General features: G+C 62.3%; 16 protein-coding genes. 6 read left to right on the top strand and 10 right to left on the bottom strand.

Going from position 1 to position 17751, the window contains the following annotated elements; translation table 11 throughout:
• Nucleotides 1-316 precede the first annotated feature (316 nt).
• Complete coding sequence (locus ILFOPFJJ_RS16760) at nt 317-1711, top strand: FAD/NAD(P)-binding protein (protein ID WP_173511704.1); 1395 nt, start codon at nt 317-319, stop codon at nt 1709-1711.
• A 37-nt stretch (nt 1712-1748) separates the two neighbouring features.
• On the opposite strand, the gene ILFOPFJJ_RS16755 is transcribed toward ILFOPFJJ_RS16760, so the two are convergent.
• Both ILFOPFJJ_RS16755 and ILFOPFJJ_RS16750 read right to left on the bottom strand, forming a co-directional pair.
• Nucleotides 1749-3737, bottom strand: a complete 1989-nt coding sequence (locus tag ILFOPFJJ_RS16755) for a CHASE2 domain-containing protein (RefSeq protein ID WP_173511703.1) — start codon at nt 3735-3737, stop codon at nt 1749-1751.
• Nucleotides 3737-7357, bottom strand: a complete 3621-nt coding sequence (locus tag ILFOPFJJ_RS16750) for a FecR domain-containing protein (RefSeq protein ID WP_210267494.1) — start codon at nt 7355-7357, stop codon at nt 3737-3739. The genes ILFOPFJJ_RS16755 and ILFOPFJJ_RS16750 overlap by 1 nt, the downstream gene beginning before the upstream one ends.
• A 157-nt stretch (nt 7358-7514) precedes the next feature.
• Here ILFOPFJJ_RS16750 and ILFOPFJJ_RS16745 point away from each other — a divergent pair, with 157 nt between their 5' ends.
• From ILFOPFJJ_RS16745 to ILFOPFJJ_RS16735, 3 genes are all read left to right on the top strand, one after another.
• A complete protein-coding gene (locus ILFOPFJJ_RS16745; protein WP_173511701.1) occupies nt 7515-8060 on the top strand; it encodes a Pycsar system effector family protein in 546 nt (181 codons plus the stop codon).
• A gap of 278 nt (nt 8061-8338) precedes the next feature.
• Nucleotides 8339-8878, top strand: a complete 540-nt coding sequence (locus ILFOPFJJ_RS16740; protein WP_173511700.1) for a DUF992 domain-containing protein — start codon at nt 8339-8341, stop codon at nt 8876-8878.
• A 129-nt stretch (nt 8879-9007) separates the two neighbouring features.
• Complete coding sequence (locus tag ILFOPFJJ_RS16735; protein ID WP_312032703.1) at nt 9008-9604, top strand: DUF922 domain-containing Zn-dependent protease; 597 nt, start codon at nt 9008-9010, stop codon at nt 9602-9604.
• Between the two features lies 1 nt (nt 9605).
• Here the strand turns inward: ILFOPFJJ_RS16735 and ILFOPFJJ_RS16730 are convergent, their stop codons facing one another.
• The 7 genes from ILFOPFJJ_RS16730 to phnG all read right to left on the bottom strand — a co-directional run bounded on the left by ILFOPFJJ_RS16730 (nt 9606) and on the right by phnG (nt 14840).
• On the bottom strand, nt 9606-10220 hold the full coding sequence (locus tag ILFOPFJJ_RS16730) for a DapH/DapD/GlmU-related protein (protein WP_173511699.1): 615 nt from the start codon (nt 10218-10220) through the stop codon (nt 9606-9608).
• Nucleotides 10217-10924 (bottom strand): phosphonate C-P lyase system protein PhnL, encoded by a 708-nt coding sequence (gene phnL, locus ILFOPFJJ_RS16725; RefSeq protein WP_173511698.1) that lies wholly within the window; start codon nt 10922-10924, stop codon nt 10217-10219. Before phnL ends, ILFOPFJJ_RS16730 begins: the two co-directional genes overlap by 4 nt.
• A gap of 66 nt (nt 10925-10990) precedes the next feature.
• Nucleotides 10991-11767, bottom strand: a complete 777-nt coding sequence (phnK, locus tag ILFOPFJJ_RS16720) for a phosphonate C-P lyase system protein PhnK (RefSeq protein ID WP_173511697.1) — start codon at nt 11765-11767, stop codon at nt 10991-10993.
• Complete coding sequence (locus ILFOPFJJ_RS16715; protein WP_173511696.1) at nt 11764-12657, bottom strand: alpha-D-ribose 1-methylphosphonate 5-phosphate C-P-lyase PhnJ; 894 nt, start codon at nt 12655-12657, stop codon at nt 11764-11766. The genes phnK and ILFOPFJJ_RS16715 overlap by 4 nt, the downstream gene beginning before the upstream one ends.
• Nucleotides 12654-13760 (bottom strand): carbon-phosphorus lyase complex subunit, encoded by a 1107-nt coding sequence (locus ILFOPFJJ_RS16710; RefSeq protein WP_173511695.1) that lies wholly within the window; start codon nt 13758-13760, stop codon nt 12654-12656. Before ILFOPFJJ_RS16710 ends, ILFOPFJJ_RS16715 begins: the two co-directional genes overlap by 4 nt.
• Before the next feature lie 4 nt (nt 13761-13764).
• Nucleotides 13765-14367 carry a phosphonate C-P lyase system protein PhnH gene (gene phnH, locus ILFOPFJJ_RS16705; RefSeq protein WP_173511694.1) on the bottom strand — a complete coding sequence of 201 codons (603 nt, stop codon included), beginning with the start codon at nt 14365-14367 and terminating at the stop codon, nt 13765-13767.
• Nucleotides 14367-14840, bottom strand: a complete 474-nt coding sequence (gene phnG / locus ILFOPFJJ_RS16700) for a phosphonate C-P lyase system protein PhnG (protein WP_173511693.1) — start codon at nt 14838-14840, stop codon at nt 14367-14369. The genes phnH and phnG overlap by 1 nt, the downstream gene beginning before the upstream one ends.
• 110 nt (nt 14841-14950) lie before the next feature.
• Here phnG and phnF point away from each other — a divergent pair, with 110 nt between their 5' ends.
• The gene (gene phnF, locus ILFOPFJJ_RS16695; protein WP_173511692.1) at nt 14951-15688 is read left to right on the top strand and encodes a phosphonate metabolism transcriptional regulator PhnF; all 738 of its coding nucleotides are present in this window, start codon (nt 14951-14953) and stop codon (nt 15686-15688) included.
• Between the two features lie 160 nt (nt 15689-15848).
• On the opposite strand, the gene ILFOPFJJ_RS16690 is transcribed toward phnF, so the two are convergent.
• The gene (locus ILFOPFJJ_RS16690) at nt 15849-16148 is read right to left on the bottom strand and encodes a DUF1905 domain-containing protein (protein ID WP_173511691.1); all 300 of its coding nucleotides are present in this window, start codon (nt 16146-16148) and stop codon (nt 15849-15851) included.
• 181 nt (nt 16149-16329) lie between these two features.
• Between ILFOPFJJ_RS16690 and ILFOPFJJ_RS16685 the strand changes: the two genes are divergently transcribed.
• Nucleotides 16330-17724, top strand: a complete 1395-nt coding sequence (locus ILFOPFJJ_RS16685; RefSeq protein WP_173511690.1) for a selenium-binding family protein — start codon at nt 16330-16332, stop codon at nt 17722-17724.
• Nucleotides 17725-17751: the final 27 nt, after the last annotated feature.

Here is a 17751-nt window from a genome sequence, read left to right as displayed (position 1 = left end):
ACGTTCCGGTGCCGACGAGGTTAGCCCGAGTGTCGACCGGGCTGCTTGCCGCATCGCTCTGGTGGAGGCAGGCCGATAATACGATCGATGATAGCCTCGGCGATTCCTATATCGACATTTTCTCTAGATTATCTATTAACCTGCGCTACCATGTCCTCGGCGCGTTTCGCGAGTCTCGCCGGCGCCGACATGCCTGAGGAGCGTCGGCCGTTCACCGGTGGCTCAGGAGCGCACTGGTGCCGGAACTTCGGATCTTGGCGCACGCCTTGCGCGTTCCGAGGCTGGTAACCAGGGGACAACGGATCAGGAGGCGCTTTTGCTTTACGATGTCGCAGTTGTCGGTTCGGGGTTTTCGGCGATCGCGGTGACAATCAATCTGCTCCATCTGCTGCCAGCCTCCACTTCCATTGCGGTCGTCGGCGACGACCCCGGGTTTGGAAGGGGCACCGCCTATCGGACAGAGTTCTATGTTCATCGATTGAATGTCCCCGCGGGGCGTATGAGCGTCGTTCCGGAGAAGCCCGACGATTTTGTCGAATGGCTTGAAGAGCATATGAAACAGGTTTCTGCGGACGGCTTTGCTTCGCGGGGAGACTATGGTCTTTATCTGCGCGACCGGCTGGCGTCGCTGTTGCGCGGCCACGAGCGCCGCGCGAGAGTGGATTTTGTCAGGGCCAAGGCGACAAATTGCACTCAATGCAGCAAGGCGGGACTTGTCTTTCATCTCGACAATGGCGGCGAATTGAGCGCGCGAAACGTCGTGCTCTGTCTCGGCATCGGCAATGCCGATCTGCCGCTCGCGGCCGGAAAAATCGACGCTGTCGAAAGGCGCATCGTGCGCAATCCCTGGCGGCTGAGCTGGCTCTCGAAGGTTGGCCCCAGCGACACGATCTGCATTCTCGGATCCGGTTTGACGATGATCGATCAGGTGCTTGCATTGCGGGTTCATGGTCACCGGGGGCTTGTCCGCGTCCTGTCTCGTCGCGGCCTCCTTCCGCATGCGCATCCGCCGGCAGATCGCCGGGCGCCGGCCGTCGAGCCAAAGCTTGGGCGTTCGCGAGAAATCAGCGCTTTGCTCGCGGGCTTCCGCAAGCAGGTTCGCGACGGAGCCGATTGGCGCGGCCTGATGGATGGCTTGAGACCAGTGACGCAAGAGCTGTGGCAGCAACTGACGAAAGAGCAACGCGCCCGCTTCCTGCGCCATGGCCTCGCGTGGTGGAACATCCATCGCCATCGGATTGCCCCGCAGATAGCTTCGCGCGTCGACGCCTTGAAAAGGGATGGCATCGTCACGATCCATGCCGGCTTTCTGGAGACGATCCGGGAAGGCACCCGCGGTGCACTGGTCTCCTATAGAGAAAGGCAAAGCCGCCAGCCCCGTTCGTTCAATGCAGATTGGATCGTCAACTGCACCGGCATGGAGCGGGCCGGCGTCGCGCACTCGCCGCTGCTTCGGCAAATGCAGCAACAGGGGCTGATTGCCGCCGACGAGCTCGGCCTCGGCCTTTCTGTCGACACGGATTCCCGTGTGCTTGGTCTGCAGGAAGAGCCGCAGCCGGGACTTTATGCGGTAGGCGCGTTGACTGCCGGTCAGTTCTGGGAAATCACGGCGGTTCCGGATATCCGGATCCAGGCGAAGAGCGTGGCAAGCGCGATTGCCGAGACGTTGCGGCTGCACCATCGAGAGCAGCGAAACGCACATCCTGACTAGGGCCGGATGAGTGTGAGCGGGTTCCCGTCTGGAATTGCTAATGCAAAAGCCGTTCGCGTTCGCGTTCATAGTAGCGCTCAAGCGACGGCAGTTCCGTCTTTAACTGCTCGAACAGCGGGTCATCGGCAGCAACCGAACCTCGATACTTCGCTTCGATAAAATGGCGGTGGCGTTCGAGCGCGACCTCGTTGGCACCATCGGCGACCGTGAATACCGGCGAGACCTCGCTTCGCCCTTTCACCGTGATCCGGTCGATTTCGGCGATCGGAAATTTCACCGCCGCGAGCTTCGCCGTGCGCTCCCCGAGCAGCAGCGAGATGCCATAGTCCTTCGACGCCCCTTCCAGACGCGAGGCAAGATTGACCGCGTCACCGAGCGCCGAATAGTCGAAGCGGCGGGCAGAGCCCATGTTGCCGACGATGCATTCGCCGGTGTTGATGCCGATTCCGATGCGCAACGTCTTCGGCGGGCGTCCTGCCGCCCGTGCGTCGGCTTCCAGTTCTGCGTTGAGGTCTCCGAGGGCGACGAGCATGTCGCGCGCCGCCTGCACGGCGTGGACGGCGTGATCTGGATCGTCGAGGGGCGCGTTCCAGAAGGCCATCAGGCAGTCGCCGATATACTTGTCGATCGTGCCGCCCCGGTTGAGCACGGCCTCCGACAGCGGTGTCAGCAGCCGGTTGATAAGCGTTGTCAGCCCCTCCGGATCGTTCTTCATGTCTTCCGAAATCGTCGTAAAGCCGCGAACGTCGCAGAAGAGGATCGATAGCGTGCGCCTCTCACCACCGAGTTTCAGTTGCGAAGGATCCTGGGCCAGCCGTTCGACGAGCGCCGGCGAGAGATATTGCGAGAAAGCGCGTGTGATCGCCCGCCGCCGTTTGCGCTCCTCCGCGTAGTCGAGACCTGCCTGCCCGACCGCAACGCCGAAGAAAGCCAGTCCGGGGCCGAGCGGCGAGACGAAGACATGGCCGAGGCGCATCAGGCCGTAGCTTGCAAGGAAGATTAGGGTGATGGCAATGGCGCCGTAGCCGAGTGTCCTCCAACTCGTCGATCTGGAGACCGCCAGAGCCGCCGCCAAGGTGGCAAGGATGATCGCCGGTATGGCAATCGTCGTACCCGACCGCTTGATGAACAGCCGGTGCACGAGATTGTCGTAGATCGTCGCCTGGATTTCGGCGCCGGCGACGAGGCCGCGCGAAAAGACCGTGTCGGAGATGGCAAAGGCATCGACCCCGCCTTCCGCGAGTGTCGGTGCATTCTGCAGGCTCAGCCCCACGATGACGACGCGATCGCGAAAGGTGCCCGGCGGCAGGAAGTTTTCCGGATCGAGTGCCTGGTAATAGGAAACGGTCGGATAGGTGCGCGCCGGACCGAAGGTCTGGATCAGGGCCCTCCTCGGCGGAGGTGCCGGATCTGCTCCGGCGACGGTCGCGAGCGTCACAGCGAAGCCGTCCGTGTAGGGTGGAATCTGCCTGAGTGTACCGTCGCCGCTAAGATTGACCGAGGCGATGCCGATTTTCGCTCCCTTGTCCGTGAAAAGCGGCAGGGGTTCTGTACGGACGAACTGGTCGGCCTGCGGCGTCTCGATCACCGACTGATCGCCGGCAAGCACGACGTCGGGCCCGAGGGCCTCGGCCAGCGCCGTGTCGTTTTCCGGGGCGGCGGCCGGCTCGGCAAAGATGACGTCGAGCGCAATCGCCCGCGCGCCGGCGCGCCTCAAGGATTCGATCAGGCGGGCATGCAGGGCGCGCGGCCAGGGCCACTGGCTGCCGATTTCCGCCATGGATGGCTCGTCGATCGCGACGATAATGGGGCCATCTTCCGGTAGCGTGGGCCGGCCGATGATCGAGAGATAATCATAGGCGCGGAGATCGACGAGCGACCAACTGCCAGTCAGCGAGACAAGCGAGACGAGGGCGGCAACGAAGGAGGTCAAGACGGCAAGCTTCATCCGCCGCGTGGAGCGGCGAATTCGATCAATTGCCGCGGAAAAGCGTTGGGGGACGAGCGCTGGAGCGGGGGCGTTCATCAGAACCGCACTTTGACGGTGCCCTTGACGGTAGGCCCCCAGCCCGGAAGGCCGTCTCGCACTTCGAACTCTTCGTCAAGCAGGTTGAAGCCGGCGAGTTCCACTTCGAACCGTTTGTCGAAGGGCTCCCATAGGAGGGATGCGTCGAGGGTCCAGAAGTCGTCCAGGGTCGTGGTGCCGCCGAAACGCTCGCCAATGTAGTTTGCTGCGACCGTCGTCCTGACGTTGGCGGTGCTGACCCAGGTCAATGCCACCTGTCCCGAGTTTTCCGGCAGGAACGGGAGGTCGCCACTGCTCCCTGTCGAGAGGTCCTCGCTTTCGGTGCGGGCAACAGTCGCTGACAGGCCTAGGCCATGGCCGAGCGCCATGTTGGCCGTCAGCGCCAGGCGGTCGACTCTTGCCCGGTCGAAATCGAACTCGTTCGGCACGAACAGAACTGAAAACGGAATCGCGATCGAGCCGTTGCGGATTTCCTGATGCTGATAATCGACCGCGGTGAAAAGCCAGTCGCTCCACTCTGCATCCCATCGCAGGGCGAGGGTATCGGCATAACCCTCTGTACCGATGAGGAACTGGTTCGGTTGGAGGCCGACGATGCCGATGGGCGCCAGGGTGGCGGAGCCGAAATTATAGCCCTCGCGCTGAACGGCTACGCGCAGCCAATGGCCCTCGGCCGGCGCCCAGGCGACACCGAGCTTCGGTTCAAGTCGAATATTGTCGTCGTTGACGTCCTCGATGTAACGGGCAAAGAGCGCGGTCTCGACCTTCAGGTCCGGGGTGATCTCGTAAAGGCCATCGACATAGGCCCTCATGACCCCTGTGGTGGCGGATAAACTCGTGGAGCTGAACGGCGTCGAAGGAGGGATAAGGTCGTAATACTCCGCGTTCGCTTCCGACCTGACGGCGCCGGCCTCAATGCCATAGCGCCACGTCAGGTCACCGTCTCCGTAAAGGTGGTTCAACGCGCCAATGTAGCTCGTTTCCTTCTGCTCACTCCTCAGGTGCACAAGATCGGGAAACGGGATGTCCGAGAAAGCCAGCTTCGAGGCTTGATCGACCTCCCGGTCGCTGAAGAAGAACGCGGCATTGGCGATATTCTGATATCCAAATGTATGGCTCCAGGCGACGCCGGAGATCAGGCTCGAGCCGCTGTCGTTGTTCAGCTGGTCGGCGGTAAGTGGGAATATGTCCGGATCCGGAATGTCGAAAATATTCCGGCTGTCATCTACGTCTGCCATGCTCAAGAAGGCGACCACCCTATCGTCAGGAGACGGGGTTGCGGTCAGATAGGCGCTGCCGCTGATCAGGCGAGACTCACGATCGACCTCAAGGCTGCTTCCGAGGTCGACGGTATCGTGCGGCTCCGTCCATTGCAAATTGCCGAACACGCTGATCGGGAATGGCGAGAAGGTGAATCCCCTGACTTCGGCTTCACCGACCCAACCGGCGTGATCCTCGTCCGCCACGACACCGCCGCCGAGGTCGACTTCGAAGAAGGGGGTTTGAAACAGGTCGGCCGCGCGTGCTCGGTCAGCCAGCATATGCGGTTCGATCAAAAGCCCCTGGAAGAAGGCCGAGAAGCTCGATGGGTTTTGCGAATTGGCGACCGGACTGCCGTCAAAATCATATGTATTGAACAGGGGATTGATGCTGCCGCGGATCGCCTGATCCACATAGGCCGCACCGACAAACGGATCGAACACGGCATCGCCATAGTATTGCCCCCAGGCGTCGAGACCCTGCAGACGAAAGGCGTTATTGAGTGTCGAGCCCGCGTCCTGGTTGGCGCCCAAAGCTGCCGTGTCGCCACCTTTGGCGCGGGTGCGCCGCATGGTTTCCTGGGCATAGCGGATGGCCGCATCCGCATCATACTCATCGATCGCAATTATCGTACGCACCTGCGAGACGATAGGATCGTTCGGATCGAGCCTGTCGGCGTTGTCGAGGGCCTGGGCCGCCGGGATGCGATCACCCTTCTCATAATGTGCGGCGGCGAGCAGGAGTTGGGCATTGGAATAGGAAGGATTGGCCGTCGCGCCCGCGAGCAGGTCGTTGACCGCCTTGTCGAGATCGCCGTTTTGCAAATGGTAACGGCCGCGCGCGATGAGCGTCAGGTCGAAGGACGGATCTGCCGCCAGTGCCGCGTCGATCTCGCGCTTGCCTTCCTCCATCCGGTTTTCGTCCAAGTACTGGATCGCGAGGTTCGCATGATAGAGCGGGTCACCAGGGTCGAGGGCGATAGCCTTTTTGAAGGCATTCTCTGCCGCACGATTGTCGCCGCGGCTCCCCTGGACAAGACCGAGCGAATTCCAGATACGAGCATAACCAGGTGCTATCTCCAGGGCGCGTTCGAGGTCCGCCCGTGCACCTTCGCGATCATTTTCGACATAGAAACGGTAGTTGGAGCGCGCTTCGAGCGCGGTGGGATCTTCCGGATCGATCGACAGTGCCCTCTCGATGCCGCTTCGCATTTCCTCCCGATCGTAAAGCAACATTGCGAACAAAGCGCGGGCAGCCGGCAGCATGGGATCGTCGGGATACCGATTTTCCGCCTTCTTGATCGTCTCGATCGCGGCGCGGATGTCGGTGCGGAACCCCGCGGTCCACGCCTCGGCCAAGCTACCGTAAGAACCAGTGGCTTGACGCGGCGGCCCTTCGACCCGGTCGGGATTTGCAAGAGCGCGGGCGAAATAGCCACCATAGGAGGCGATGGAGCGGCGTTTGGCATCAAGCCCGGGTGCCGCTCGTGCGAAGAGCTTTGCGGCTTCTTCGTAACGGTTTTCTGAACCGGCTATCAGACCCTCAATAAGATCCCCGCGCGCTGATTGCGAGGGCGAGAGACCGTGGCGCTGCGCCTGCGAAAGCGCAGCGCGCGCCTTCTCCCGCCCGTCGAGCGGAAGGTAGATCTCCGCGAGCGTCAGCCAGTCTTCTGCCGATCGAGCTGCCTGCGGCAGCGACTCGATGCGCGCGCGTTCGCGCCGCATATCGGCAACCCTGAGCGGCGTCGACGGCATCCAGACGAAGGCATCGCGCAGCGACAGATGGAAGAGCATCTGCTCGCGGTCTTTTGGCGTGACGATCACGATCTTGGTTGGCGCACTGCCGATCGCCGCCACGGCGCCTTCGCCCTGGTTCACGGTCACGCTGCCGTAGGCATTGCTGAGCTCGACCACGCCCTCGAGAACGACCAGCGAGGTCTTGCCATCGGCGCCGACGGTCAGCGTCCAGTCCGTCCCGCGGATGGCGGCGGTTGCGGCGGGCGTGTCGATCGCCAGGCCTTCACCGCCACGCTCGGCACGGGCCCAGATCGTGCCTGATTGCAGTTCCAGGTTGGAGCCACCTGCGCCGAACTGTTTGACGCGCAAGGCGGTGTTGCGTCCGAGCCGGATCTGCGTGTGGTCTCTGAAGAGTACCGCGAGCGAGCCCACCGCGTTGGTGCGCAAGACGTCGCCGGGGAGCAGGTCCTGGGCGAGGTCAACGACCCGCCAGTTGGAGATGTCGACGAAGCGAACCTCTTCGCCGGATTTGCGGGCGATGACGGAGCCGGCTGCGGGCGCCGGTCGCGGAATCGGTTCGGCAAACGTCGGCCACGGCGCAAAGAGCGCCATGGCGGCAAACATGACCCCCGATAACTTTCCCCTCACTGCCGAGTTCCCCACCTCGCCTTACGAATCCAGTGGATTTTTAGGAGAAAAAAGTCAAGTTCCCTGTGGTGCGACGGCCTTTTTTGTCGCTACGGTGTATTAAGAGGGAAACAGTGTGAGGGGGCTGGTGTAAATGGGGATTAGCGAAAATCTATACAACATTGACCTTTCGGATGAAGTATTGCCGCTGGAGCTTGGACCAAGCGCCTATTACGATCACATCCGGAAGATCAACGACGTCTTCTACGACCAAATAAAGATGTCCGACCAGAAGGCGGCCTATATCTTCACTTTTATGTTTGCGTTCCTGATCAGTTCGGCCGAGGGACGAAACGTGTTCACCTGGCAACGTTATCTCGGCGATGATCCGTTGGCGATGATTTTATCGGCATTGCTGGCGCTTGCTTCAATCTTTTCGATCATTTCGGCGATCCTCGTCGTTCTGCCGCGAAAGAGCGCGACCTCAACGACACTCTTTTGGGGCGGCTGGCTGTCGCACCGCGATACGTTTCGCAAAGCGGCGACAGGCGGCGAAACGGCCTATCTGTTTCAGCAATATATCGAGAATGCTGACGCCCTCGCGTCGATCGCGTGCAGCAAATACCGCTTCGTCAATTTCGCTTTTCGGGGATTGATTGTCACGGTGCTTGCCTACGTCGCGATCCTGGTGACGGGCTAGCGTCAACCTGCATCATAGCGTCCTCGCTGGGTGACGAGCGTCTCGTCAGGTCATGCGGCGGTTGTGGAAAATGCGCTTGAACGGTGGTCGGTGGCGCTTCTTCGATTGTTCGCGAGGGGATTGTCTGCCGGAAGTGTGTCCTGCATTCGGAGTTGCCTTGGAAAAGCCCAATCGGCAACTAACGTGGCGACTCCTACCGTCTACCAGCCCTTCCTGTGCTTGATTGCTGAACGATCGAGCGCCAGCCACCGCTGCCGATCCCGAAAAGGAGACCATGAATGAAGAAGAGTTTTGCCGTGAAGGCGTCCGTCGCGGCGCTGGTTTTCGCGGGGACCGTTGCCGCCCACGCAGCCGACGTCCCAAGCTATCCGGCCCAGGCGCCGGCGCCGACGGCTGAGGCAGATCTGCATGGTGGCGTGAAGATCGGCTATCTCGACTGCATTATCGGCGGCGGCGCCGGCTATGTTCTTGGCTCGGCGAAGGAAGTTGACTGCGTCTTCCGTTCCACCCTCGCCGGTGAAGCTTCGGATCACTATGCGGGCGAGATCAGGAAGCTCGGCGTCGATATTGGTTTCACGACGCGCAGCCGGCTGATCTGGGCCGTGCTGGCGCCGACCGCCGGCTATCACCGCGGATCCCTGGGCGGCATCTACCAGGGTGCGTCCGCCGAAGCGACCGTAGGCGCCGGCGTAGGTGCAAACGTGCTCGTTGGCGGCACCGCCGGCTCGATCCATCTGCAGGCGATCAGCGTAACCGGTCAGCTCGGGCTCAATATCGCTGCCGCCGGGACGTCGATGACGCTCAACGCCGTCAACTGAAGCAATTCCAAGTGTATAACGGTTTTTCCGTCCGGAATTGCATCGTTTCAATGATCTAGCCGTGTCGTTGCCGTTCCGTCTCGGCCCTGACGGAAGTATACAGGGTCCGATTGATTTGCGGGGGAGCGCGTGGGAACAATCGTTCGTTCTTGTTTGCTGGCGGCCTGCGTGGCGGCATCGCCTGCTGTGGCGTACGCCGAATGGCAGGCCGTCGAGAAGGTGCGGACCTACACCATCGCGGGGGAAACCGGTGCCGAGCTCTATGCATCGATCGGCGAGCGGGGGCCGAAGGTTGGCCTCGTTCGCGCGATCGCGCATACGGATTTCAAGCTGACCTGGACCCGGAAGTACGAGCCTCAGGGCAATGCTTGCGTCCTCTCTTCTGCTCGGCCGAAGCTGACGATCACCTATATGCTGCCCGAGCCGGCAAGTACATTGCCGTCGGGGGCGCGGGAGAGTTGGGAGACGTTCATCGCCGGCGTGCACAAGCACGAACGGGTGCATGGCGATTTCATCAAGGACATGGTGCGGCAGATCGAAGGCGTGTCAGTAGGCCTGACCGTACCCGATGATCCGGCGTGCCGCAAAATCAGGACCGAGCTGACCAAGCGCCTCGGTGAGCTTTCGCTCGCGCAGCGGCAGCGAAGCCGGGATTTCGACCGTGTCGAATTGAGCGATGGCGGCAATGTTCACCAGCTCATCCTCAAGCTGGTGAACGGGCATTAAATCAACCGTAACGGACGAGGAATTCCTCGGCGGTCAGATGGCGGAAATCGTCGAGTGCACGCCTGAGCCGCGCGTGCTCCCAGTCCCACCAGGCGAGCCGATCCATGCCTCGGCCGATCTCGGCCGTAAACCGCTCGCGGATGAGCTTTGCCGGAACGCCCCCGACGATCGTATAGGGGGCGACGTCCCTGGAGACCACGGCACCCGCGCCGATCACCGCGCCGTTGCCGACGGAAACCCCCGGCAGGATCGTCGCGCCGTGGCCGACCCAGACATCATGACCGATCGTTACCCGGTTCTGGCGCCGCCAGGCGAAGAGATCGTGGTCGAGGTCGGCGTCATCCCAATAGTTCGGCGCGCGATAGGTGAAATGGTGCAGCGTCGCGCGCCAGGTCGGATGGTTGGTGGCATTGATGCGCACCGAGGCGGCGATATTGACGAACTTGCCGACCGTTGCGCACCAGATCGAGCCATCCTGCATAACGTAGGAATAGTCGCCGAATTCGACCTCGTCGAGCCGCGAGCGTTCCTGCACTTCCGTGTAGCGGCCAAGCGTCGAATTCACGACGCGGGCGGTCGGGTGGATGAAAGGTTCGGGCCCAAGTTTCTGGCTCATGCCGCCTGTTTCCTTGGCGAGAACTCGGAGACGTCGATGATGCGGTCGGCGACCGCGTCGCGCACTTCCTCGTCGTGGAAAATGCCGATCAGGGCCGTGCCTTGCGCCTTCTTCTCGGCGATCATTTCGACCACGACCGCGCGGTTCTTCGCATCAAGCGAGGCGGTCGGTTCGTCGAGCAGCAGGATCTTGTGGTCGGTCATGAAACCGCGGGCGATGTTGACCCGCTGCTGCTCGCCGCCGGAGAAGGTGGCCGGCGGCAAGCCCCAGAGTTCCTTCGGCAGGTTGAGCTTTGCAAGCAGTTCCGCCGCTCGTTCGCGCCCCTCTTCGACGGCGACACCGCGCGCCTGCAGCGGTTCGGCGACGATGTCGAGGGCGGAGACGCGCGGCACGACGCGCAGGAACTGACTGACATAGCCGAGCGTCGTGCGACGCACTTCGAGAACAGTGCGCGGCTCTGCCGTCGCAAGGTTTACCAATCGGCCGTCGTGCTCCATCAGGATCTGGCCTTCATCGACGCCGTAATTGCCGTAGAGCATCTTGAGGATCGAGCTCTTGCCGACGCCTGAGGGGCCGCCGAGTACGACGCATTCGCCGGCCTTCACCGAGAAGGAGACATTCGCGACCACCGGCAGGCGCACGCCATCGCGCAAGTGCATGGTGAAGCTCTTGGCGACTTCTGAAACAACGAGTGGAGTAGCCATTGGTTCTTACTTTCCTTTGCGCATAATCTTGTCCGCAAACCGGATTCCACTTTTCGGGGTCATGCGTCAGACCTGCAAAATCGAAGAAACGAGAAGCTGGGTGTAGGGCTCACGCGGGTCGTCCAGCACGCGATCGGTGAGCCCCTGCTCGATGACCGCGCCGTCCTTCATCACCATCATCCGGTGAGACAGAAGGCGGGCAACCGCGAGGTCGTGCGTGACGATGATCGCCGCGAGCCCCAGATCGTGGACGAGGCCGCGCACGAGGTCGAGCAGGCGGGCCTGAACCGAGACGTCGAGGCCGCCGGTCGGCTCGTCCATGAAGACGAGGCGAGGGGAGGTGACGAGATTGCGGGCGATCTGCAGACGCTGGCGCATGCCGCCGGAAAAGGCGCGCGGCTGGTCGTCGATCCGATCCTCGTCGATCTCGACGCGGGTGAGCCAGTCGCAGGCGGCGGCTCGGATATTGCCGTAGTGCCGGTCGCCGACGGCCATAAGCCGCTCGCCGACATTGGCACCGGCCGAGACCGTCATCCTGAGGCCCTCGGCCGGGTTCTGGTGAACGAAGCCCCAGTCGGTGCGCATCAGAAAGCGCCGTTCGGCCTCGGCCATACGGGCTAGATCGCGGTACTGCCCGTCGCGCATGTGGTATTCGACGATGCCGGAGGTCGGCATCAGTCGGGTCGAGAGGCAGGAAAGCAGGGTCGTCTTGCCGGAGCCGGATTCACCCACGATCGCCAACACTTCGCCCGGGTAGAGCTCGAAGGAGGCGTTTCGGCACCCGATGCGGCTGCCGTAGAACTTTGAGACGTCGTTGACTTTTAGAAGCGGAACGGCGCTCATTCTGCGGCCTCCTGGCTTTCTGGCGTTGGGCGGGCGAGCATGTGTCCGGCATGGCCGTGTGCGCGCCGGTCTTCGCAATGGTCCGTATCGGAGCAGACGAACATGCGCCCACCCTTATCGTCGAGCACGACCTCATCGAGATAGACGTTCTCGGCGCCGCAGAGCGCGCAGGGTTTGTCGAACTTCTGGATCTCGAAGGGGTGATCCTCGAAATCGAGGCTGACCACTTCGGTATAGGGCGGCACCGCATAGATGCGCTTTTCGCGGCCGGCGCCAAAGAGCTGGAGCGCTTCCGACATGTGCATCTTCGGATTGTCGAACTTCGGTGTTGGCGAGGGGTCCATCACGTAACGACCCTCGACCTTGACCGGATAGGCGTAGGTCGTGGCGATGTGGCCGTTGCGGGCGATATCCTCATAGAGCTTCACATGCATGAGGCCATATTCCTCGAGCGCATGCATCTTGCGCGTTTCGGTTTCGCGCGGCTCTAGGAAGCGCAAGGGTTCCGGGATCGGCACCTGATAGACGAGCGTCTGGCCTTCCTTCAGCGTCTCCTCGGGAATGCGGTGGCGGGTCTGGATGATCGTCGCCTCCTTCGTACGCGTCGTTACCGCGACATTGGCAACCTTCTGGAAGAAGGCGCGGATCGAGACGGCGTTGGTGGTGTCGTCTGCGCCCTGGTCGATGACCTTCAGAACGTCGCCTGGCCCGAGGATCGAGGCAGTCACCTGCACGCCGCCCGTGCCCCAGCCATAGGGCATCGGCATTTCGCGCGAGGCGAAGGGCACCTGGTAGCCGGGAATGGCGATCGCTTTCAGGATCGCGCGGCGGATCATCCGCTTCGTCTGTTCGTCGAGATAGGCGAAATTGTAGGTGGCAAGGTCGTTCATTCGGCGGCCTCCTTCATGCCGTCCTCACCGCCAGTGCGGGCGGCCTCGTAATCGCGGCGCATGCGGCGCACCAGGTCGAGTTCGGCCTGGAAGTCGACGTAGTGCGGCAGCTTCAGATGTTCGACGAAGCCGGTCGCCTGAACATTGTCGGCATGCGAGATGACGAATTCCTGGTCCTGCGCCGGAGCAACGATGTCCTCGCTGAACTCGTCGGTGCGAAGCGCCCGATCGACGAGCGACATCGACATGGCCTTGCGCTCGCTCTGACCGAAGACGAGGCCGTAGCCGCGCGTGAACTGCGGCGGTTGCTTGGCCGAGCCCTTGAACTGGTTGACCATCTGGCATTCGGTGACGCGGATCACGCCGAGCGAAACCGCAAAGCCAACCTCCGGCAGGTCCAGTTCGACCTCGACCTCGCCGATCCGGACCTCGCCGACGAAGGGGTGGGTGCGGCCGTAGCCGCGCTGGGTGGAATAGGCGAGGGCCAGCAGAAAACCTTCGTCGCCACGCGCAAGCGCCTGAAGGCGGAGGTCGCGCGCCATCGGGAATTCCATCGGCTCGCGTGTGAGATCGCCCATCACGTGGCCTTCCGGCATCCGGCCGTCGCCTTCGATGAGGCCCTCGCCATCGAGAATGTCGGAGACGCGCATGACATGCTCGCCGGGCTCTTTCACTGCCGGCTCCGCAACCGTCTCCTCTGCGATCAGCGAAGGATCGAGCAGGCGGTGGGTGTAGTCGAAGGTGGGGCCGAGCAGCTGGCCGCCGGGCAGATCCTTGTAGGTGGCCGAGACGCGGCGCTCGACCTTTATCTTCGCCGTGTCGATCGGCTCGGAATAGCCGAAGCGCGGTAGCGTGGTGCGGTAGGCACGCAGGATGAAGATCGCCTCGATCATGTCGCCGCGCGCCTGGCGCACGGCGAGCGCAGCCAGCGCCCGGTCATAAAGCGAGGCCTCGGCCATCACGCGATCGACGGCAAGTCCGAGTTGTTCGACAACCTGCTCGATGGTGATCGAGGGCAGCGCGCGGTCGCCGCGGCGGCGATCGGCAAGCAGGCGATGGGCATTGGCAATGGCGGCTTCCCCGCCTTTGACGGCTACGTACATGCTCTTACTCCCGCTCAAGTTTGGTGGTGCGCGGCAGGCAGAGGACCGCATCGCCTGCTGTCAGGACCAGGTCGATGCCGCGCGGGAAGATCGCCCGGTTAGCAGCCCAGAAATCGAGGAAGAGATCGGGCAGGCCTTCCGGCGCGATGACCGTCTCATCCTTGATTCCCGCTCCCTTGGCGATAAGCGACCGGCCGCCGCTGAGCGCTTCGATCTCGATGACCAGCGTCGTCGAGCGGTCGGGATATTCCTGCGTGCCGAGCGCGAACTGATCGAAACTCGGCACGGCGGCACCCTTCTCGATGAAGGCGAAGCGGGCGTCATCCTTCGTTTCGGTCATCGGCGCGCCAGTGTGGAAGGCGATCCATTGCGGGACTGCGGACTTTGCGAGCGCTGGCGAGAGCCAGACGGACGTGTCGTGGTCACAAAGCGTCAGTGCAACGGCGCCGCTGGCCCTGCCGAGGGGCGAGGGCGGGGCTGCAAGCGCCGAGAAACTGGCAACGGTGCCGGGGCGGGCAAAGCCATCCATCAAGGTGCGAAATACGGATTGCGCCTGAAACACCGGATCGGCGAAGGCGCCGGCATAGATTTGCGATTGTGCGGCCATCAGTCGTCTCCCCGGACCATCGTGAAGAAGTCGACGCGGGTCGCGGCGGTCTCTTCCGCCTTGCGGCGGTCTTCCGCGTCGATGCGGGCGGCGATCAGCCGGTGCAGCGCTTCGACTGCCGAGCGATACTTTCCGGTCTGGAGAAGCGCATCGAAGATCGCGGCGTAGCGGGCGCGTTCCTTGTCGGTGCCGAGCAGTTGGCCGTGGCCGATCTCGCCGCTGGAGAGCCTGACCGTGGCGCGCGACACGGTCGCCTCGCCGAGGTTGAAGGCGTCGCCGCCGCCGCCGATCCGGCCGCGCACCATGACGAGACCCGTTTCCGGACCGCGGACCGCGAAGATTTCCGGCTTGTCGGCGATCGCTTGCCAAGCCGTCTTCAGTTCGGCGAGGCTGGCGCGCGCCAGAAGCCGCATGCCTTCCCTGCGCTTGGCCGCCTCTTCGGGGAGGCCTTCAAGTTTCTGAGTTGCGTTCATGGTTTTATCCTAAATGTCTATTGATCTAGACAACTGTACATCTTATACCTTTCCTTAGCCCCCGCAAATGACAGGCTTGTGACATCCGCGGAGAAAATGGGGTGAAGAGAATGGCGTTGAAGAAAATCGTCGAACGACAGACCGGCGTGGCGCTCTGGCGGCAGATCGCCGACCGCATCCGGCTTTCGATCAGTAACGGCGACTACGACCGGACCGGCATGGTACCGCCGGAAACGGCGTTGGCGCACGAGTTCGGAGTCAACCGCCACACGGTTCGCAGCGCCCTGGCGGCGCTGGCGGACGAAGGCCTTGTCCGCGCTGTGCAGGGACGCGGCACGATGATCGAGCGCAAGGACCGCGTCAGTTATCCGATCTCGCGGCGCACCCGCTTTTCGCAAGGACTCGGCCGACAGGTGAAGGAGGTCGGCACGCGGCTGCTTGGCCATGCGGAAGTGCCGGCGAGCGGCGAAGTTGCGGCGGCCCTAGCCGTTTCTCCCGGCGCGTTGCTCATAGAGTTGCGAACGGTGAGCAGCGGCGACGGCCGGCCGCTCTCGACGGCGGTCAGCTATTTTCCCGCCGACCGCTTTCCCGGGATAGCCGAGGAATACGCGCGCCTCGGCTCGGTCACCAAGGCTTTTGCCGTGCACGGGCTCGACGACTATGTGCGCGTTTCGACCGAAATCGTCGCGCGGCATGCCGATGCAGACGAGCTTTCGCTTTTGAAGCTCTCGCCCGGCGCGATCGTGATGGAAGCGCAATCGGTGAACGCCGATCTTGAGGGCAAGCCGGTCGAATTTTCGCGCACGCGCTTTGCCGCCGACCGGATGAAGCTGAGGATAGAGACGTAGGTGGAGCGGCAGGTCCCATAAAATGCCCCTCATCCGGCCTGCCGGCCACCTTCTCCCCGCAAGCGGGGCGAAGGAGACTCGCGGCGACGCTCTGCCGCCCCTCTCCCCGCGTGCGGGGAGAGGGTTAGGGTGAGGGGCGGCGATTCGGCTCAACGTCGATCTAGGCACGATCCAGCGTCAACGCGATCCGGATCTTCTGGCCGGCCGCAAGCTTCTCCTGCCGCCGAACCTCCGCTTTGACCGGCAGGAGAAACGAGCCCGACCCCTTGTCGGGAAAGATCGAGGTCGTCCATTCGGTCTTGCCGGTGCGTGCGATTATCGGTTCGCTGCCCCATCCGCGCTTTTTCGGTTCGGCCAGGAACTTGACTTTCTGGGCGATGTCCTTGGGCAGGGTGACGAAATGCCAGCCGCCCTTTCCAGGATAGAGCCATAGTTCCGCTTCAAACTCGAAAACCGTCACGTGTCCCTCGTTCTGTCGCCAAAGTAAGGCAATGGTGCCGCATTTCCGACGCGTTTTTGCCGCACCTACTAAACTGCTTTAATGCATGTCGTTTTCCCAAAACCGCTGCACACTTTTGGGCGACATGCATTAAGCTTTGCATCAGGATCCACGCATTGTCTTCTCTGGGGGAGAAACCGAAATGGCGACGTGGCGACCCGATCCTTCCTTCTATCCGTCACCGCGCATGGCCGCAAAGGCCCCGAAAGAAACCATCGCCTATGTGGCGGCCTTCGATCCCGAGCGACAGCGTCCCGACGCGATTGCCGTGGTCGACGTGGATCCGACCTCCACGACTTATTCGCAGATCGTCGGGCAGGTCGAAATGCCGAATGTCGGCGACGAACTGCATCATTTCGGCTGGAACGCCTGCTCGTCCTGCCTTTGCCCCAATGCGCCGCACCCGCATGTCGAGCGCCGCTATCTGGTCGTGCCCGGTCTCAGGTCGTCGCGGCTTCATATTATCGACACTAAGCCGGATCCCAAAAATCCGCAGATCGTCCGCGTGATCGATCCGGCGGAAATTGCCGAGAAGGCAAACTATTCGCGGCTGCATACCATCCATTGCGGACCGGAGGGCATCTACGTCAACGCGCTCGCCGACCGCGACGGCAACGCGCCGGGCGGCATCTTCCTGCTCGACCACGACAGCTTCGATGTGCTCGGGCAATGGGAGATGGATCGCGGACCGCAGAAGCTCGCCTATGATTTCTGGTGGCATCTCGGTCACGACACAATGATCACCAGCGAGTGGGGCACGCCGGATACGTTTGAAAACGGCCTCATTCCGGAGGTGCTGCTCGGCTCGAAATACGGCCGCAAGCTTCATTTCTGGGATCTCAACAAGCGTAAGCACCTGCAGGAGATCGACTTCGGCGAAGAGCATCAACTCGTCTTCGAATTGCGCCCCGCGCACGATCCGACCAAGGCCTATGGCTTCGTCGGCTGCGTCATCAGCCTCAAGGATCTCTCCGCATCGATCTGGACCTGGTATCGCGATGGCGACCAGTGGGCAGTGAAGAAAGTCATCGAGATTCCGGCCGAGCCCGCCGACCCGGACCTCTTGCCGCCCGTGCTCAAGGGCTTCAAGGCGGTCGCGCCACTCGTCACCGATATCGACCTCTCGATGGACGACCGGTTCCTCTACGTCTCCTGCTGGGGCACCGGCGACATGATCCAATATGATGTCTCCGATCCCTTCGCGCCGAAGGAGACGGGCCGCGTCAGGATCGGCGGGATCGTTTCCCGCGCCACGCATTCGAAAGCGTCGAACGGCGCGCTCAATGGCGGACCGCAGATGGTGGAAATCAGCCGCGACGGCAAGCGTGTTTATTTCACCAATTCGCTTTACGGCGCGATCGACCCGCAATTCTATCCTGAAGGCATCGACGGATGGATGGTGAAGCTGGATGTCGGAGATAACGGCGGAATTTCCTTCGATGAGAACTTCTTTATCGATTGGCCCAAGGGCCATCGCCCGCATCAGGTTCGGCTCGAAGGCGGCGACTGCTCGTCGGACTCATACTGCTATCCATGAGGGGTGTGGGATCGTGCTGCCCCACGG

This window comes from Sinorhizobium psoraleae (assembly GCF_013283645.1).
Lineage (GTDB): Bacteria > Pseudomonadota > Alphaproteobacteria > Rhizobiales > Rhizobiaceae > Sinorhizobium > Sinorhizobium psoraleae.
This window is presented reverse-complemented; position numbering and strand designations above follow the sequence as displayed.

Bases quoted from the DNA above. Each gene is read 5' to 3' on its own strand.
- ILFOPFJJ_RS16755 (WP_173511703.1), bottom strand. From the start codon at position 3,737: ATGAACGCCCCCGCTCCAGCGCTCGTCCCCCAACGCTTTTCCGCGGCA.
- ILFOPFJJ_RS16750 (WP_210267494.1), bottom strand. From the start codon at position 7,357: ATGTTTGCCGCCATGGCGCTCTTTGCGCCGTGGCCGACGTTTGCCGAA.
- ILFOPFJJ_RS16745 (WP_173511701.1), top strand. From the start codon at position 7,515: ATGGGGATTAGCGAAAATCTATACAACATTGACCTTTCGGATGAAGTA.
- ILFOPFJJ_RS16740 (WP_173511700.1), top strand. From the start codon at position 8,339: ATGAAGAAGAGTTTTGCCGTGAAGGCGTCCGTCGCGGCGCTGGTTTTC.
- ILFOPFJJ_RS16730 (WP_173511699.1), bottom strand. From the start codon at position 10,220: ATGAGCCAGAAACTTGGGCCCGAACCTTTCATCCACCCGACCGCCCGC.
- phnL (WP_173511698.1), bottom strand. From the start codon at position 10,924: ATGGCTACTCCACTCGTTGTTTCAGAAGTCGCCAAGAGCTTCACCATG.
- phnK (WP_173511697.1), bottom strand. From the start codon at position 11,767: ATGAGCGCCGTTCCGCTTCTAAAAGTCAACGACGTCTCAAAGTTCTAC.
- ILFOPFJJ_RS16715 (WP_173511696.1), bottom strand. From the start codon at position 12,657: ATGAACGACCTTGCCACCTACAATTTCGCCTATCTCGACGAACAGACG.
- ILFOPFJJ_RS16710 (WP_173511695.1), bottom strand. From the start codon at position 13,760: ATGTACGTAGCCGTCAAAGGCGGGGAAGCCGCCATTGCCAATGCCCAT.
- phnH (WP_173511694.1), bottom strand. From the start codon at position 14,367: ATGGCCGCACAATCGCAAATCTATGCCGGCGCCTTCGCCGATCCGGTG.
- phnG (WP_173511693.1), bottom strand. From the start codon at position 14,840: ATGAACGCAACTCAGAAACTTGAAGGCCTCCCCGAAGAGGCGGCCAAG.
- phnF (WP_173511692.1), top strand. From the start codon at position 14,951: ATGGCGTTGAAGAAAATCGTCGAACGACAGACCGGCGTGGCGCTCTGG.
- ILFOPFJJ_RS16685 (WP_173511690.1), top strand. From the start codon at position 16,330: ATGGCGACGTGGCGACCCGATCCTTCCTTCTATCCGTCACCGCGCATG.